The sequence below is a fragment of the Burkholderia sp. SRS-W-2-2016 genome (assembly GCF_001931485.1).
Lineage (GTDB): Bacteria > Pseudomonadota > Gammaproteobacteria > Burkholderiales > Burkholderiaceae > Paraburkholderia.
In genome coordinates this window covers 76,909-92,527 of sequence record NZ_MSDV01000022.1, presented here as the reverse complement: position 1 = coordinate 92,527, position 15,619 = coordinate 76,909, and the positions used below count along the sequence as shown (strand labels likewise).

Genomic DNA, 15,619 nt, shown 5'->3' with positions numbered 1-15,619 from the left:
CAGTGCCCTGGCTCTTGATGCCATTGACGTAGCGGGTTTGCTGACCCGAACGCCCGCAGGCGTCTGGAAGCGACCCTGAGCGCTGTTTAGTACAAGTGTTTCCATATTGAAATTTCTTTCGATGTAAGACTTTGTCAGGCGGGCGCCCAAGGCCGATGGTGATCGAGGACGTAATGAACGCCATGCGCCAGCACCCACTCGCGGCTCTCTGTTCGCGAGGCCGTGGGCGATAGCGGGGGAAGGTCTTGTCTATAAATCGCGACTCGATCTCATCGACGATCTGAAGGCCGGGAGACTGATGGAGTTATTTCCGCCGGAGTACTGTGAGCCTTCGCCGTTGCACTTGATTTGCGCCCGCCGTGAGCAACTGACGCCGGCGATTAATGAATTGAGTGCCTTCCTGCGGGAGCGCTGCGCTGCATTGCTTGCCAGCCACCCCTCCGGTGTTTCCCGATCTGCGCAATGAAGCTTGTCCCTTTCTCGGCGTCTCGACTTCACGGATGCACTCGTTGGCGGAAGCTACTCGGCTGAATGAAACGCGCGCGCCGCTGTCGCGCGAAATTGCTTAGGTGTCCGGGAGGTTGTCAAAAGAATCGCGGATAGATTAAACGCTGCAAGGCGCCGTAAGCTTCCCGACACTTACCACAGCGCAATCGTCGGCTGTCGCGCGGTAAGGTCGTCCGCGTTGTCGCCCCCGCGACGTTCGAACAAGGACAGCTAGATGAAAGGCAGGCTCGCAGCGCTCACGCTCGCCGTGTGCGCGCTTGGCGTATCTCTAACGGCTCACGCGCAATCGTCCGCCGGCGATGGCGGCAATCGCCCGCCGCCGCCGTGCTTCGACCATCCGCCCGGACCGCCGCCGTCGGACGCGGGCTCCGGCCGTCCGCCGCCACCACCGCGCGATGGCGACGGCAACGGCAATCAGCCGCCGAAAGGACCGCCGCCCGATTGCGGCCGGCCGTCGAACTAAAGCGGCGGCAGGCAAAAATCACCCACGCGTAACAACGCAAAAGCGGTACGGCAACGCGAATCGCCGTACCGCTATCAGTCAACCAGTCAATTAATCAGTCAATTAATCAGTCAAACAGAACCGCTCAGCGCATCAGCGCGCCGACTCGGTTTCCGCAAACCCCGCCGCATCATCAGCCTGCTTGCCATGCCCGCCGAACACCCCGAGCGCCAGCATCGACATCCCCGCGAACACAGCCGGCACGCCGACCACGAGGAACAGCGCCGGCATCGACATACCGGCCGCGAGCATCGCGCCGCCCGACAGCGAGCCGACCACCGAACCGATCCGGCCGATCCCGTTGGCCCAGCTCACACCGGTCGCGCGGCAGTCGGTCGGATAGAACGCCGCCGACAGCGCATTCGCGCCGACCTGCGAGCCCGACACGCAGAAGCCCGCGCCGAACACCGCGAGCGCGGCGAGCCACGGCGTCGCGGTCAGCGTGCCGATCGCCGCGGTGAACACGCCGGCGAGCGCGTAGCTGATCGCCAGCACGTAGTGCGGGTTGATGCGGTCCATCAGCCAGCCGAGCACGATCGCGCCGATCGTGCCGCCGACCTGGAACATCGCGGTGACGAGCGCGGCGGTTTGCAGCGACACGCCGGTGCTACGCAGCAGCATCGGCAGCCAGCTCGACAGCAGATAGATCACCAGCAGGCTCATGAAGAACGTGAACCACAGCAGCACGGTGCCGCGCAGCAGATCCGGACGGAACAGGCGCGCGATCGGCGAGCCGGCCGCCTTGCCGTGCGACGTGACGAAGCTCGCGCCCGTGAAATCCTCGTGCGGCGCGATGCGTTGCAGGATCGCGGTAATTTCCGGCGCGGGACGGCCGGCCGCCGCGAGATAGCGCACCGACTCCGGCAGGAAGCGCGCGAGCACCGGCAGCAACAGCAGCGGCACGACGCCGCCCGCCAGCAGCACCGAGTGCCAGCCGTAGTGTTCGATCAGCGCGGCCGCGGCGAAACCGCCGAGCGCGGAGCCGACCGTGAAGCCGCAGAACATCGTCGTGACGAGGAACGAGCGGCGCGCGGCCGGGCAGTACTCGGAGGTCAGCGTGATCGCGTTGGGCATCGCCGCGCCCAGTCCCATTCCGGTCAGAAAGCGCAGCACGACCAGCATCGTCAGCGAGGTCGAGAACGCGGACGCGACGCTGGCGATACCGAAGCCGAACACGCACAGCAACAGCATCCGCTTGCGGCCAATGCGGTCGGCGATCGGCCCGAACAGCAGCGCGCCCGCCATCAGGCCGGCGAGGCCGGCGCCGAGCGCCGGCGCGAGTTCGGCCGGGCTCAGCTGCCATTGCGCGCGGATCGCGGGCGCGATGAAGCCGATCGCGGCGGTATCGAAGCCGTCGATCGCGACGATCAGAAAACAGAGAACGACGATCAGCACCTGAAACGGCGAAATGCCGTTGCGGTCGATCATCTCGGTCACGTTGACGAGCCGCGCGGATTGCGGCGGCTGCGAGTGTGCGCTGTAAGCGGTCATGGGTGTCTCCAGTGGTTTTTATCGGTTGATCCGGGATCGCGTCAGGCCACGTAGTCGGGCTGGCGTTGCGGCTCGGCCGCGCTGAAGGCCGGATGTTCGAGCGCGTGCCGATAGATCGCGAGCGCGCGCGGAAAGTCGCCCAGATCGCAGCCCATCCGGTGCGCGTTGGCGATCTGCGGGACGAGGCAGCAATCGGCGAGCGTCGGTTGCGCGCCGAAGCACCACGGACCGGTGTTCGAGCGCGCGAGCAGACGTTCGACCGCGGCCATCCCTTCGGCGACCCAGTGGCGATACCACGCGTCTTTCTGCTCGGTCGTGACCTTCAGCACGTCCTGCAGATAGCGCAGCACGCGCAGGTTGTTGACCGGGTGGATATCGCAGGAAATCAGGTTCGCGAATTCCAGCACCCGCGCGCGCTCGAGCGGGTCCGCCGGAATCAGGCGCGGCTCCGGAAACACGGCGTCCAGATAGTCGATGATCGCGAGCGACTGGCCGAGCTGAAACTCTCCGTCGACCAGCGCCGGCACCGCCGCCGACGGATTGATGTCGGCCACGTAGTGCGCGTCGCGATTGGCGCCGACGCGGATGTTGACCGGCACGCATTCGTAGTCGACGCCCTTCAGCGCGAGCGCGATGCGAACCCGGTAGGACGTCGAACTATTGAAGAAACTGTAGAGCTGCACGATGACTCCTGTTTCGCTGGGAACGGCGGCTCACACCACTTTCACGGTCAGTTCGCCGAGACGTTCGACACCGACCGTCATCGTCTCGCCGCGCTTCACCGCGCCGACGCCTTCGGGCGTGCCGGTGTAGATCAGATCGCCCGGTTCGAGGCGGAAGAACTTCGACAGATCGGCGACCGTCTCCGCGACCGACCAGATCAGATGCGATACGTCGCTCTTCTGACGGGTTGCGCCGTTCACGTTCAGCCACAGCGCGCCTTGTTCGAAGTGACCGACGTCGCTCGCGCGATGGATCGGGCCGATCGGCGCGGAGCGATCGAACGCCTTGCCGATTTCCCAGGGCCGGCCCATCTCGCGCATCTTCATCTGCAGATCGCGGCGGGTCATGTCGAGGCCGACCGCGTAGCCCCATACGTGCGAGAGCGCGTCGTCGAGCGCGATGTCCGCGCCGCCCTTGCCGATCACCGCGACCAGTTCGGCTTCGTAGTGGTAGTTCTCCGTTTGCGACGGATACGCGAGTTCGAGCGTGTCGCCGTAATTGACCGGCCCCACCGAGTCGCCCGGCTTGCAGAAGAAGAACGGCGGCTCGCGATCCGGATCGAAGCCCATCTCGCGCGCATGCGCCGCGTAGTTGCGGCCGACGCAGTAGACACGGCGCACCGCGATCTGCTCGTCGCCGCCGGCGACGGGAACGGCGACGGGCGCTTCAGGGGTAAAGACGAATGTCATGGTTCGGGTCTCGCTTGCTCGGAATTGAAAAAAGGGGCGCGCCGGGCCACCGGCGCACGGCTGGCCGTCTGCTCGCGCGGGTTCGGGGAGTGCTGGCGCGGCCGGGTTGGCGCGTGGCGTCGTGACGCTGCCCGGTCGCGCGAGAAGGTTCAGTTGCGCTGCTCGCGCAGCAGGTTCAGCGCGGCCAGCACCGGCCGGTCCGAATAGCTGAACAGCACGCTATCGGCCGACGCCGACAAACGCACCGGCTGCCACGACGGCACGACGAACACGTCGTGCGGTTCGAACGCGAATTCCTCGTCGCCGATCCACGCGTTGCCGCGGCCCTCGACCACGCAATAGACGGTCGCGTCGGTGCTCTGATATGAACGGCCGGCGAAGCCCGCCGGCAGAAACTGCATGAAGGTCGCGATGGTCGGCATCGGCCAGCCGCCGGTGGCCGGATTGACGTAGCGCAGCTTCACGCCGTCCCACTCGTCGAGTTCGCCGTTGCGATAGAGCGCATCGAGCGCCTCGCGGCTGCGTTCATACGGATAACTGAAGATCGGCGAAGTCGGGTCGGTCGCGCGATGACGAACCGGCGCCATGTTGTGGCCGAAGCGCGCGAAGCTGTCGCCCTCGGCGCGCGCGACCGGTTGAGTGGCGTGCGGATAGTTCTCCGCGAAGCCGGCGTCCAGATGCGCGACGAGCGGGATGTCGAGACCGTCGAGCCAGACCACCGGCTCGCCGCCTTCGTCGGCCGATGGATTGCCGTGGTCGTGCCACGTCCACGACGGCGTGATGATGAAGTCGCCCGGATGCATCGTGGTGCGCTCGCCGTTCACCGCGGTCCACGCGCCGCGCCCTTCGACGATAAAGCGCAGCGCCGACTGCGTATGCCGGTGGCTCGGCGCGATTTCGCCGGGCAGGATCAGTTGCAGACCGGCATACAGGTTCGGCGTCATGCTCGACTTGCCGGGCAGCCCGGGGTTTTCCAGCACCAGCACCCGGCGCACCGCTTCCTCGGCGCTGATTACCGCGCCCGCCTGCATCACCAGATCGCGGATTTGCGCGTACTTCCAGATCGCCGGCTGCGCGCTCGGCTGCGGCTCTTTGGGCACGAGGTTGTGCAATGACTCCCACAACGGCGCCAGGCGCTGTTGCGCAATCGATTCGTAATAGGCGGCGCGTTGTTCGCGTTGGGTGGGTGCGTTCATGCGTGTCTCCGTGCAACCCGTCCGGTTGCTGTTTTCGGCTTCGCTGGCTCCCGCGTGGCGCGGATCGGCGGCCGGAAATCTGATCGTTGCGTAGTTATAAGGCAGCGAGGTATAACGCGTAAAATAACGAAATATTCTTATCTATAACTATTTGGACATACCTGACGGAGACGCGACGACATGGACTGGACTCACCGGCTGCGTTTGCGGCATCTGCAAGTGCTGCTCAGTCTCGCGGAGACCGGCAATCTGAGCCAATCCGCGGTGGCGCTGAACTCGTCCCAACCCGGTCTTTCGAAGTGGCTCAAGGAGCTGGAGGAAGACGTCGGCCTGCCGCTGTTCGAGCGGCATGCGCGCGGTTTGCGGCCGACGGTCTACGGCGACGCGCTGATCCAGCATGCGCGGCGCATTGAAGCGCGCCTCGACAACGCGCGCGACGACATGCAGGCATTGCGCGACGGCGGCAGCGGCCTCGTGACGATCGGCACCTCCGGGGTGGCCGCGGCCGATACGGTGCCGCGCGCGGTTGCGCGGCTGCTGCAGCAGATCCCGCGCGCGCAGGTACGGCTACAGGAAAGCACGATGAACGAATTGCTGCCGCAACTGGCGCGCGGCGAGCTGGACATCGCGGTGGGCCGCTCGGCGGCGCCTAACGACAATCCCGAGATCTGCGTCGAGACGCTCTATATGGAGCCGATCAATCTGGTCGCGCGGCCCGGCCATCCGCTGGTCGGGCGCGGGCCGCTCGGCTGGAACGACGTGTTCGACTATCCGTGGATCGTCTGGCCGCAGGGCACGCCGGTGCGCAACGCGATGGAACAGGCGCTCGCCGAAGCGGGGCGCACGATGGCGAACCATCATTTTGTCGAGTCGAATTCGTCGATTCTGAACATCACGCTGCTCAATCACACCGATTTGCTCGGCGTCGCGTCGCATCGTTCGGCGCTGCGCTTCGAGCGGCTCAACACGATTCGTATTCTGCCGATCGAACTGGCCGGCGCGGCCGCGGTGTCGATGTACTGGCGCGCGGAGAACATGGATCGCGCGGCGGTCGCGCTGGCGATCGAGAGTCTGCGCGAATGCGCGCGCGGTCTGCCGGGCGAAGCCGATTACGGCGAACCCGTGCGCGGCGCCAGAACCGTTACAGCCAGCGCGGATCGCGCGTGAACGCGACGGTCAGCCAGCGGTCCGGACCGGACTCGCCGATCGCGCGCGAGATGCGGTCGCGGATCTGGTCGAGCTGGCGCACGCCGGCATGCTCCATCGCCTCGGGCAGCACGATGTGCACTTCGACGAAGAGCCCCCGGCCGACCCGCGTCGCGTAGTGCGAGTGGCGGACGAAGCCGTAGTCCACGGTCAGTTGCTGCATCAGTTCGCGCAACTCGTGTTCCAGTTCCGGCGGGGTAATCAGCAGCACTTCCTTGACCGCGGCGATTACGGTGCCGAGCGGCATCGGAATCAGCGCGAGCGTCAGGACCGCGAGTACGCCGGGGTCGATGAACGGCGTCAGATGGCCGTGGCCGAGCCGTTCGAGCAGCCACGCGACCGAGAACGCGACCAGCAGCGCCGAGCTGATGCAGGCCGACATCAGCCAGCTTTTGATGTCGAGGCCGATCAGCTCGGATTCGATCACGCGATTCACGCGCCGCTCGCGCCAGAACATGAAGAAGCAGAACGCGGCGACCACCACCGCGTAGAAAATGCCCCAGCCGAATTCGAGTTCGTGGCCGCCTTCGAGCAGACCCTTGACCGCGTTGATGAACGCGTAGAAGCACAGGACCGACAGCACGCTGCCGTTGAGCACCAGCACCAGCGGTTCGATATGCCAGAAGCCGTGCTGGAAGCGTCGGCTGGTTTCCTGTTTGAGCAGCCGCGTGACCAGCAGCGACAGGCTGCACATGGCGGCGTCGAGCGCGGAGAACATGCCGTCGAAGATGATCGCCAGCGAGCCGCTCAGAATCCCGAACGCGATCCCGAGCGCCGCGATCAGCACCGTGCACAGCAATGATTGTCTGAGGATGCGCTGTTCGAGGTCCGTGCCTTTCATGATGGGGCTCGCCCGGTAGTGAAAGAGGTGGAGTGCTGAAGTATATCGGGACGGAGTGGGGCGGATAACGGGTTGGCGAAGTCTCGTATGAGTTTATTAACGCAACTAACTGTCAAGTTCTTGCGACCTTGGCGACGAAGGTCAAAACCCCATCAGCTCGCAATGGACCGGGCCGAATCTAGCTTACTTTTTGCTGTCTGTTGAAGCTGCGAGGATTAAAGTGCTTGCTAGCAAATTCATGGAAGCGATCATGCGAGTCGAAAAATGGGAAGCGGCCTGGCGGTTCGGCTCCCTGCGGGCGTCGTTGATGAACTCGGTCTGAAGGAGGGCGACCACGTCGAGATTCATGCCCACCATTCCGGCGCGATCTCGATCAGCAGCAAGCCGACCGTGACTGAGCGGATCGAGCGTCTGCGTAAGTACCGCGGCCGGCTGCCTGCCGATTTCAAGTTCGAGCGAGAGACACTTGGCGGAAGTGGCAACAATGAATGACGGTTGAGGCATCGACACGATTTGCCGTAGAGCGATTGCGAAGTTCTCCGCAGCAAAGGTCAAATCACCTCCTTCAACTCCCTCACCAACGCCCCCGTCACCCCCATCTTTCCATGCTGCGCGCGCTCCAGCATCCCGACGTGGCGCTTCACGCCCGCCTCGGGCAGCGGCACGACCCGCAGCGCGTCGTCGCGGGTCCACGATGAGCGGCGCAGCAGCGGCACCACCGCGATGCCGATCCCCTGGCGCACCAGTTCCGCGATCCCTTCCAGCGAATTCAGCTCGAGAAACTCGTTGACCTTGAAGCGCTGCTTGCGCAACGCCCGGTCGATCAGCGCGCCGGTGCGCTGCGTACGATCGAAGCGCAGAAAACGCTGCGACTTCAGCAACTCGGCGGGCGGCGCGTCGGCCACATTCGTATTGACGAGCAACACCACCGGCTCCGAGTAGACCGGCGTCCATTGCACGCTGGCCGGCCGGCGGCCCGGCGTATCGATGATCACCGCCGCGTCGATCTCGCCCGAATCGACACGCGCGGCGAGGTCGACGGATTTCGCGGCGGTGATCCGCACGTCGAGATTCGGCCGCGTCATCTTCAGATGCGCGGCCGCTTCGGCCAGCGCGCCGACCACCGATTCGACCGCGCCGATTGTCACCGGCCCGACATCCTTTTCCAACCCGCCGGCGGTCATCCGCATCGCCTCATAGACGGCGAGCAGTTGCTGCGCGTGCGGCAGCAGGTTCTTGCCCATCGCGTTGAGCAGCACCTTGCGGCCGCTGCGGTCGAACAGTTCGTGTTTGAACTCGGTTTCGAGCGCGCGCATCTGCATGCTGACCGCCGACTGCGTGAGCGCCATCTGCTCGGCGGCAATCGCGAACGAGCCGTGTCGCGCGACGGCGACGAAAGTGCGGAGAAAACGGATCGTGCTCATCAACCGGCCTCTACATGGATAAAAGCAAAACCGCGCGAGCCGCGGCAGCGCGCGCCGACACATCAAATTTCTTGATGTAAATAACAATAAATTTTAGCTTTCCTTGATGTAAGCGGCTATGGACAATGGACGGCAAAACATCAGGCGAGATCGCGCGCGAGCCGGCCGCCGTACACAAGGAGACAGGAATGGATGTATCCGTTCAACGACGCGAGTCCGCCGCGTCGCCGTTCGCCGCCCCCACGGCGAAACCGTTCGACGCGCGCGTGATCGTCGTCGCGACCATCGGCAATGCGCTCGAATGGTTCGACTTCACGGTCTTCTCGTTCTTCGCGGCGATCATCGCGAAACAGTTTTTCCCGAGCGACAACCCGACCGCGTCGCTGCTCGCCGCGTGGACCACCTTCGGCGTCGGCTTTCTGACCCGTCCGCTCGGCGGCATCGTGCTCGGCAATTACGCGGACCGGCATGGCCGCAAGTCCGCGCTGGTCGTGACGATCTCGCTGATGGCGGTGGGCGTCGGCATCATCGCGCTGGCGCCGACCTATTCGCAGATCGGCATCTTCGCGCCGATCCTGATGCTGATCGGCCGGTTTTTTCAGGGCTTTTCGGCGGGCGGCGAGGTGGGCAGCGCGACCGCGTTTCTGGTCGAGCATGCGCCGGTCGAACGGCGCGGCGTGTACGGCAGCTTCCAGATGATCAGCCAGGCGTGCAGCATGCTGCTCGGCGCGCTGACCGGCGTCGCGCTCACGCGTCTGCTGAGCACGCAGCAGCTCGAAGATTTCGGCTGGCGGATTCCATTCATGCTCGGTCTGCTGATCGTGCCGGTCGGTCTCTACGTGCGCTCGAAGCTCGACGAATCGCCGGTGTTCAAGCAGCACGCCCAGCACGCTCAACGCGCGCCGAGCGCGAAGGCGCCGTTCCTTGAATCGATCGCCGTGCATTGGCGCGCGATTCTGGCCGGCTTCGGCCTCACGGTGTACGGCACCATCGGCACGTACATCTTCTATTACTACATGCCGAGCTACGCGACGAAGACGCTCGACATCCCGTTCGCGAGCAGCGTGATCGCGTCGTGCTGCGCGGCGATCGCGTATATCGCGGCGACCTTCGCGTCCGGCTGGATCTCGGACAAGGTCGGCCGCAAGAAGCCGATGATCGCGTCGACGCTGCTGAGCCTCGTGATCTCGTATCCGCTGTTCGCGATGCTGACCAGCCACCCGACGCTGCCGGTGCTGATCTTCGTGCAGTGCTGCCTGATGGCGTCGCTCGGTCTGTTCCAGGGCTCGTATTGCGCGTTCGTCTGCGAACTGTTCCCGGCGCACGTGCGCTCGACCGGCATGGCGATCGGCTACAACTTCGCGGTGATGATCTTCGGCGGCTTTGCCGGCGCGATCGCGACGCTGCTGATCAAGATCACCGACGACAAACTCGCCGTCGTCTATTACGGGCTGTTCGGCTGCGTGATCGGTCTGGTCACGATCGCGCTGCTGAAAGACCGCTCGAAACAGCCGCTGATGTAATTCCTCGCACGGCCATTCAATCGACAAGGACACCCAATGAAAATCATCCCCGAAATTGCTCACGCCAATACCGGCATCCAGGCGATCCGCCGCGACATCCACGCGCATCCGGAGCTGTGCTACGAAGAACACCGCACCGCCGACGTGGTCGCGCGCCAGCTCGAAGCGTGGGGTATCGAAGTGACCCGCGGGCTCGGCAAGACCGGCGTGGTCGGCGTGCTGCGCAACGGCTCGAGCCGCAAGGCGATCGGCCTGCGCGCGGACATGGACGCGCTGCCGATCCAGGAGCTGAACACGTTCGAACATGCGTCTCAGCACCCGGGCAAGATGCACGCGTGCGGCCACGACGGCCATACCGCGATGCTGCTCGGCGCCGCGCAGTATCTGTCGCAGCATCGCAATTTCGACGGCACCGTGGTGTTCATTTTCCAGCCGGCGGAAGAGGGCGGCGGCGGCGCGAAGGCGATGATCGAAGACGGGCTGTTCGAGCGTTTCCCGGTCGATGCGGTGTACGCGCTGCACAACTGGCCCGGCATGCCGGCCGGCGAATTCGGCGCGCGGGTCGGCGCGACCCAGGCGTCGAGCAACGAATTCCGTATCACCGTGAAAGGCGTCGGCGCGCACGCGGCGATTCCGCACAACGGCATCGATCCGGTGTTCACCGCAATGCAGATCGGCACCGGCCTGCAAAGCATCATGACGCGCAACAAGCGGCCGATCGACGCCGCCGTGCTGTCGATCACGCAGATCAACGCGGGTGAGGCGGTCAACGTGATCCCCGATACCGCGACGCTGGCCGGCACCGTGCGCACGTTCTCGGTCGAGGTGCTCGATCTGATCGAAAGCCGCATGAAGCAGCTGGCCGAAGCGACCGCGCTCGCGTACGGCTGCTCGGTCGAGTTCTCGTTCCGCCGCAACTATCCGCCGACCGTCAACACCGAGAAGGAAACCCATTTCGCGCTCGGCGTGATGCAGCAGATCGTCGGCAACGAGCACGTCGAAACCAATATCGATCCGACGATGGGCGCCGAAGACTTCTCGTTCATGCTGCTGGAAAAGCCGGGCTGCTACGCGTATATCGGCAACGGTAGCGGCGAGCATCGCGATCATGGCCACGGGCTCGGGCCGTGCATGCTGCACAACACCAGCTACGATTTCAACGACGACGTACTGTCGCTCGGTTCGACCTACTGGGTGCGTTTGACCGAAGCGTTCCTGACGGCGGCGTAAGTCACGCGGCCCTGACTCCCGACACTGGAGATGCGATGAATCCATCGTCGTTTTTTACCGCGTCGTATGCGGACGCGCGGCGGCTGTATTTGCACAGCGCCGCCGAAATCGCGGCGCGGGTAGACAGTCACGTGATCCCCGCGCAGCGTGGTCTCGCCGGCGAGGAACTGGCAATCGACGTCGTGCGTCTCGGGCCGGCGAGCGCGCGTCGCCTGCTGGTGCTGACATCGGGCACGCATGGCGTGGAAGGTTTTTGCGGCTCGGCCGCGCAGATCGCGCTCTTGCACGACCGGCCGCTGCACGCGTTGCTCGAGAAGTTGAACGTCGCGATTCTGGTCGTCCATGCGATCAACCCGTACGGCTTCTCGTATCTGAGCCGCACGAACGAGGACAACGTCGACCTGAATCGCAACAGCATCGATTTCGCGCAGCCGTTGCCGGTCAATCCCGCGTACGACGATCTGCGCGCATTGCTGGTGCCGCCCGCGTGGCCGCCGTCAGCGGAGAACGCGGCGGCGATTACCAGGTACATCGAAGAGCGCGGCGAGGCCGCGTATCAACAGGCGCTGACGATCGGCCAGTATCGCCACGCGGACGGGATGTTCTTCGGCGGCGCGCGCACCGTGTGGAGCACGCGGCTATTGCAGACGCTGCTCGAACAGTACGGCGGCGCGTGCGACAGCATCGGCTGGATCGATTTTCATACCGGGCTCGGGCCGTACGGGCACGGCGAGAAAATCTGCGTGGGCCAACTGGCCGCCGATGAATTGCAGCGCGCCCGCGCATGGTGGGGCGCCGATGTGACGAGTCCGCTCGACGGCACGTCGGTCGCAGCCAATGTCGCGGGGCCGTTGCTCGATACGCTGCGCCGTACGAGCACGCATGCCCGAACCACCGCGATTGCGATCGAGTACGGCACGGTGCCGCTCGTCGACATGCTGCATCGGCTGCGCGCCGATGCGTGGGTGCGCCGGCATCCCGATGCGGATCCGCAAAAACTCGATGCGATCCGCGCGGAGATTCGCGCGGGTTTCTACTGCGAGGACGATGTGTGGCGCGGGCTGATTCTCGGTCAGGCGCGCGCCGCGATCCTGCAAGGGGTGACCGGCCTGTCGCGCGAGCCGGTTATCGCGTAGGTCACGCGCAGGCGGTAGCGGCGGGCAGTTCCGCGAGATACAGCGCGGGCTGGCCGTCGCAATCGGACGTGAACAGCACGCTGCGGTTATCCGGCGCAAACGACGGATGCGGATGCGTGACCTGGCGATTGCCGTCCAGCACCTTCCACGACGTGTTGTGCGCGGCGATGCGGCGGGTCGTGCGCGTCGCCGGTTCGAACAGGTACAGGTACGGATCGTTCTCGATCGTATGCGCGCCGGTGTCGGCGACATCGACCGGCGTGTCGGAGCCGTCGCCGACCAGCAGCGAGCCGTCGTGATTGCTCATCAGATGCGAGCACGGCGGCATTTCCATCAGCTCGACGTCGGCGCCGCTCTGCGGATCGAAGCTGCGGATATAGCGGCGCGGATCGCCCTTGCGGTACGACACGTAAATCATCCGGCTGCCGTCCGGCACCCAGAATTCATGCGTGCAGCTCTCGCCTTCCGCGTGTTCGTGGACCTTGCGCAGATTGGCGCCGTCTTCGTCCACCAGCCACATCCGCGTGTCGATCAGATCGTGCGGCCCTTCATGGCAGAACGCGACGGTGTGATCGTCGAACGGCCGATAGATCGGATGTCCTAACCATTGGTTGGTCTCGTGGATCACGCTGCGCGAGCCGTCGCGCAGGTCGATGCTGAGCAGCCGGCAGCGCGGCTGTTTGAAATAGAACTCGTGAAACTTGCGCCAGTCGGTCAGCGGCATGTAGTCGGACGCGGCGATCTCGATGCCGACCACCTTGTTGCACGCTGAATTCGCGACCCACGTGCCATAGCCGACGTAATCGTCCGGCACTTCGTAGACCACCGTTTCTTCCAATGTACTCAGATCGAGCCGGTGTAGACGGCGGTCGTTCTTTACGTAGTACAGCTGCGTATCGTCGGGCGACAGAAAGCCGCCGAACGTGTTGTCGCCCGGGCCTTCGGTCAGTTGCGTCGCGACACCGGTCGGCAGATCCAGCAGCCAGTAATTCCAGTGACCGTCGAAGCCGCCGCCGAACAGCAGACGCTGGCCGTCGTTGCTGAAGCACTTCTGATAGAAGTAGTTGCGATGACAGGTCACCTCCGGCGGCGTGAGCCGCGTGACCTTCGCGCCGGTCAGCGGATCGGTGCGTTCGGTGTAGTGCAGTTGCAGCGTGTTGCCCTTGCTCATAGTCAGTCCTTCGGAACGGCGCGCGCGGCGTGCTTGTCGCGCGTACGGTTCCATGCGTTTCGTTTATTCGATTTTCGCGGTGAGGGTCGTTGCCCTCACGCGCTCTCAGGTTCTTCGCGGCTTTCTCTCAGGTTCCCCGCGGTGCTTTTCTCAGGTGCGCGAGCGCGTCATCTCGCCTTTCACGTTGTCTTTGGCATTGCGGCGCTGCTCGACCGCGGCCATCCGGTTCGCACTGGCCGAGTAATACAGCCACGCGCCCGGAATCAGCAGGATCGCGCCGCAGATCAGGAACACGAAGCGGCCGTTCATCCCGTTGGGCAGCAGCGCGAGCGCCATGATGCCGACCGCGGCGAGGCACACGAGCCGGCCGAGCAGTGCGCGCTGACGATGCTCGCGCTGGCTGTCGGCGGCGGCGTCGCTCTGGTCGGCTTCGACCGGCGTGTCCCAGCGCTGGAACAGGTCGCGCCGTTCGGCGGCGCGCGCGGCGTCCTTCTCGGTATAGAACAGGCGCGTCGACACGAAGAAGCCGCCGGTGATCACCACATGCGCGGCGAGCACGATCGACACCCGCAGATCCGCCCATTCGCGCCCGCTCAGCTTGATGCCGAACCAGCCTTCGATCGTGCTCTGACCGATCACCATGCCGAACACGTACGACACCACGAGGCCGACCAGCAGCGTCGCCCAGCCCGACCAGTCGGGCGTCTTGCGGATCACGAAGCCGAGCATCGCCGGCACCGCGAGCGGGAACGTGACCATCGCGCTCAGCGTGACGAGGATGTCGAACAACGTCATTCCGTGCACCGCGTTGATCGCCATGCCGACCCCGACCACCATCAGGCCGAACACCAGCGAAGCGAGTTTCGACGCGACCATCAGTTCTTTTTCGCTGGCCGCCGGACGCAGCACGGTGCGATAGAAATTGCGCACGAAGAACCCGGCGTTACGGTTGATGCCCGCGTCCATCGCCGACATCGACGCGGCGAACATCGCCGCCATCAGCAGGCCGAGCATCCCGGCCGGCATGAACTTCGACACGAACGCGACGAACACCGCTTCGCGCGCATCGTGGCCGAGCATGCCGAAATCGCCGGCGAAATCGGGCATCCGGTAGTGCATGAACCACGCCGGCACGAACCACACGAGCGGCCCGAGAATGCTCAGCACGCAGGTCAGCAGCGCACCCTTGCGCGCATGTTCGCTGTCCTTCGCGCAGATATAGCGATACGAGTTCAACCCGTTGTTCATCATGAAAATCTGCTTGACGACGATCATCACGACCCACACCGCGAACAGCCCCGCATACGCATAGCCGTGACCGATCCAGAACGTATCGTTGAAGCTGCCGATGATCGGCGTGATGCCGCCCGCGTTGCCGAGCGCGACGATCGCGCAGGTGAACGTGACGGCCATCACGATCAGCATCTGCAGATAGTCGGAGGCGACCATCACCCATGCGCCGCCGGCGAGCGCCATCGCGATCACCACCAGCCCGGTGCCGACGATCACGGTGCCGACCGGCAGATGAAACACCGCGCCGGTGATGATCGCCAGACCGTTCAGCCATTGCCCGGCCGACAGCAGCCCGTCGAGCACGCTGAGCCACACGAAGCTCTGTTCGCTGGTGCGGCCGAAGCGCGAGCGCAGCGCTTCGGTCGCGGTCACGACGCGCATCTGCCGGAAGCGCGGCGCGAAGTACAGGTAGTTGCTCAGATAGCCGACCGCGTTGGCCAGATACAGCACGACGATCGCGAAACCGTCGTTGAACGCCTTCGATGCCGCGCCGGTAAACGTCCACGCGGAGAACTGCGTCATGAACGCGGTCGCGCCGACCATCCACCACAGCACCTTGCCGCCGCCGCTGAAATAGTCGCTGGTGTTCCGGTTGAAGGAACGGAACGACAGGGTGATCGCGATCAGAAAGCCGATATACGCGACCACGACGAGAATATTGATGTCCATGCGTTGCTCCGCGTGAAG

Annotated in this window: 15 protein-coding genes; 7 read left to right on the top strand and 8 right to left on the bottom strand. The window is 64.7% G+C overall.

The features are described 5' to 3' along the window. Positions 1-208: 208 nt before the first annotated feature. Complete coding sequence (locus tag BTH42_RS36435) at positions 209-466, top strand: LysR substrate-binding domain-containing protein (RefSeq protein WP_372237254.1); 258 nt, start codon at positions 209-211, stop codon at positions 464-466. A 255-nt stretch (positions 467-721) separates the two neighbouring features. Continuing rightward, positions 722-970, top strand: a complete 249-nt coding sequence (locus BTH42_RS10630) for a hypothetical protein (protein ID WP_075298877.1) — start codon at positions 722-724, stop codon at positions 968-970. 132 nt (positions 971-1,102) lie between these two features. On the opposite strand, the gene BTH42_RS10625 is transcribed toward BTH42_RS10630, so the two are convergent. The 4 genes from BTH42_RS10625 to gtdA form a co-directional block, all read right to left on the bottom strand. After that, positions 1,103-2,500 (bottom strand): aromatic acid/H+ symport family MFS transporter, encoded by a 1,398-nt coding sequence (locus tag BTH42_RS10625; protein ID WP_075298875.1) that lies wholly within the window; start codon positions 2,498-2,500, stop codon positions 1,103-1,105. A gap of 41 nt (positions 2,501-2,541) precedes the next feature. Further along, a complete protein-coding gene (gene maiA / locus BTH42_RS10620; protein WP_075298873.1) occupies positions 2,542-3,183 on the bottom strand; it encodes a maleylacetoacetate isomerase in 642 nt (213 codons plus the stop codon). A 30-nt stretch (positions 3,184-3,213) separates the two neighbouring features. Next, positions 3,214-3,912: a fumarylacetoacetate hydrolase family protein gene (locus BTH42_RS10615; protein ID WP_075298871.1), complete on the bottom strand. Its 699-nt coding sequence runs from the start codon at positions 3,910-3,912 to the stop codon at positions 3,214-3,216. 149 nt (positions 3,913-4,061) lie between these two features. Further along, positions 4,062-5,108, bottom strand: a complete 1,047-nt coding sequence (gene gtdA / locus BTH42_RS10610) for a gentisate 1,2-dioxygenase (protein WP_075298869.1) — start codon at positions 5,106-5,108, stop codon at positions 4,062-4,064. Between the two features lie 180 nt (positions 5,109-5,288). Here gtdA and BTH42_RS10605 point away from each other — a divergent pair, with 180 nt between their 5' ends. Continuing rightward, the gene (locus BTH42_RS10605) at positions 5,289-6,275 is read left to right on the top strand and encodes a LysR substrate-binding domain-containing protein (RefSeq protein ID WP_075298867.1); all 987 of its coding nucleotides are present in this window, start codon (positions 5,289-5,291) and stop codon (positions 6,273-6,275) included. Here BTH42_RS10605 and BTH42_RS10600 read toward each other — a convergent pair. Further along, positions 6,250-7,155 carry a cation diffusion facilitator family transporter gene (locus BTH42_RS10600; RefSeq protein ID WP_075298865.1) on the bottom strand — a complete coding sequence of 302 codons (906 nt, stop codon included), beginning with the start codon at positions 7,153-7,155 and terminating at the stop codon, positions 6,250-6,252. The two genes, BTH42_RS10605 and BTH42_RS10600, sit on opposite strands and share 26 nt — an antisense overlap. 264 nt (positions 7,156-7,419) lie before the next feature. Between BTH42_RS10600 and BTH42_RS36430 the strand changes: the two genes are divergently transcribed. After that, positions 7,420-7,647 (top strand): AbrB/MazE/SpoVT family DNA-binding domain-containing protein, encoded by a 228-nt coding sequence (locus BTH42_RS36430; protein WP_075298863.1) that lies wholly within the window; start codon positions 7,420-7,422, stop codon positions 7,645-7,647. 59 nt (positions 7,648-7,706) lie between these two features. Here the strand turns inward: BTH42_RS36430 and BTH42_RS10590 are convergent, their stop codons facing one another. Further along, positions 7,707-8,579: a LysR family transcriptional regulator gene (locus tag BTH42_RS10590; RefSeq protein ID WP_075298861.1), complete on the bottom strand. Its 873-nt coding sequence runs from the start codon at positions 8,577-8,579 to the stop codon at positions 7,707-7,709. A gap of 188 nt (positions 8,580-8,767) precedes the next feature. Between BTH42_RS10590 and BTH42_RS10585 the strand changes: the two genes are divergently transcribed. The 3 genes from BTH42_RS10585 to BTH42_RS10575 are packed head-to-tail and all read left to right on the top strand — an operon-like array spanning position 8,768 to position 12,468. After that, complete coding sequence (locus BTH42_RS10585) at positions 8,768-10,102, top strand: MFS transporter (protein WP_256701946.1); 1,335 nt, start codon at positions 8,768-8,770, stop codon at positions 10,100-10,102. Positions 10,103-10,138: 36 nt separating this feature from the next. Beyond that, on the top strand, positions 10,139-11,332 hold the full coding sequence (locus BTH42_RS10580) for a M20 aminoacylase family protein (protein WP_075298857.1): 1,194 nt from the start codon (positions 10,139-10,141) through the stop codon (positions 11,330-11,332). Positions 11,333-11,367: 35 nt separating this feature from the next. Further along, the gene (locus BTH42_RS10575) at positions 11,368-12,468 is read left to right on the top strand and encodes a M14 family metallopeptidase (protein ID WP_075298855.1); all 1,101 of its coding nucleotides are present in this window, start codon (positions 11,368-11,370) and stop codon (positions 12,466-12,468) included. Between the two features lies 1 nt (position 12,469). On the opposite strand, the gene BTH42_RS10570 is transcribed toward BTH42_RS10575, so the two are convergent. Beyond that, entirely contained in the window at positions 12,470-13,639 is a 1,170-nt protein-coding gene (locus BTH42_RS10570) for an oligogalacturonate lyase family protein (RefSeq protein WP_075298937.1), read from the bottom strand. 150 nt (positions 13,640-13,789) lie between these two features. Further along, on the bottom strand, positions 13,790-15,601 hold the full coding sequence (locus tag BTH42_RS10565; protein WP_075298853.1) for a transporter: 1,812 nt from the start codon (positions 15,599-15,601) through the stop codon (positions 13,790-13,792). Positions 15,602-15,619: the final 18 nt, after the last annotated feature.